The sequence below is a fragment of the Polaromonas sp. P1_G4 genome (assembly GCF_056405475.1).
The window spans coordinates 1-1,473 of the sequence record NZ_JBFUCA010000766.1 but is presented as its reverse complement, the minus strand read 5'-3'; the positions used below and the strand labels follow the sequence as shown (position 1 = coordinate 1,473).

2 protein-coding genes are annotated in these 1,473 nt (G+C 64.1%); one reads left to right on the top strand and one right to left on the bottom strand.

The genetic code is table 11. From position 1 onward, the window contains the following. The coding region (locus tag AC1D1X_RS23130; protein ID WP_477699320.1) for a dihydroxy-acid dehydratase domain-containing protein at window positions 1-537 on the bottom strand (537 nt) is incomplete at its 3' end. Window positions 538-624: 87 nt separating this feature from the next. Here AC1D1X_RS23130 and AC1D1X_RS23125 point away from each other — a divergent pair. Further along, window positions 625-1,473, top strand: an 849-nt coding sequence (locus AC1D1X_RS23125) for a 2-hydroxyacid dehydrogenase (protein ID WP_477699319.1), incomplete at its 3' end; no start/stop codon positions are given.

The window sequence follows — 1,473 nt, the reverse complement described above, 5'->3', positions numbered from 1 at the left end:
CACCTGCTCGCTCATGCTCCAGACGCCGGTGCCCGAGCCCAGCTCCTGGCCGCGCCATTTACTGCTGAGCATAGGCCCGCCGCTGACACCCACTGTAGGCAGATCGACGCTGGAGGCGCCCATCACCAAGGAGGGCGTGGTTTTGTCGCAGCCCATCAGCAGCACCACGCCGTCGATCGGATTGCCGCGAATGCTTTCTTCCACGTCCATGCTGGCCAGGTTGCGGTACAGCATGGCGGTGGGGCGCAGCAGCGTCTCGCCCAGCGACATCACCGGAAACTCCAGTGGAAAGCCGCCTGCCTCATAGACACCGATCTTGACCTGCTCGGCGATGGTGCGGAAGTGCGAGTTGCAGGGAGTCAGTTCGCTGAAGGTGTTGCAGATGCCGATGACCGGCCTGCCGTCAAACTGGTCGTGCGGGACGCCCTTGCCCTTGACCCAGCTGCGGTAGGCAAAGCCGTCGCGGTCCTGGCGGCCGAACCATTGCTGGCTGCGCAGTTCTTCGGGTTTCTTTTTGGGTTTGCTGCTGTCGGTCATGTGCTGTCGGCCTAAATAGTAGGGTTAATCCTGAAAGTGTAAAGGTATTATCGTCATACCATTGCGGCCGCTGTCTTAGTGAAAACCATGATCGGAGTAGTTCCCTTGTCCCGCCCGCACATCCTTGCCGTCTCCAAGCTCCCGCCTTTCCTGATGGAGCCGCTCGCTGCGGCCTTCGTAGTGCACGACCGCCTGCACGAGACGGACCCCGAGGCGTTTGCAATGGTCGCGCCGCAGATTCGCGGCATCTCGGGCGGCGGCGAGTCCAAGGTCACGGCCGCGCTGATAGAGAAACTGCCTGCACTCGAAGTGGTGTCGATCTTCGGCGTGGGCTACGACGGCGTCGATGTACCCGCCGCATTGAACCGCCGCATCCCCGTGACGCACACCCCCGGGGTGCTCAACGACGAAGTCGCCGACCTCGCGCTGGGCCTCATGCTGTCGGTGGCGCGGCGCATCCCCCTGGCAGACCGCTATGTGCGTGCCGGCCGATGGGCCGCCGAGGGTCCGATGCCGCTGGCCCGCAAGGTTTCAGGTGCCCGGCTGGGCATCGTTGGGCTGGGCCGCATCGGGCAGGCCATTGCCAGCCGCGCAGAAGCTTTCGGCATGTCCATCGCCTATACGGCGCGCACCGCCAAGGCGGAGCTGCCGTACGCCTATCATCCCACCGCAGCAGCGCTTGCCGCTGCGGTGGATTTCCTGGTGGTGATCACTCCGGGCGGCGCCGGAACGAAACACCTGATCAATGCTGAAGTGCTCAAGGCCTTGGGTCCCGATGGTTACCTGATCAATGTTGCGCGCGGCTCGGTCGTGGATGAGGCGGCGCTGGTCGATGCCCTGCAACGCGGCGTGATCGCGGGCGCGGGTCTCGATGTCTTCGAGAAAGAACCGCAGGTGCCGGATGCGCTGAAGGCGCTGGACAACGTCGTGCTGACT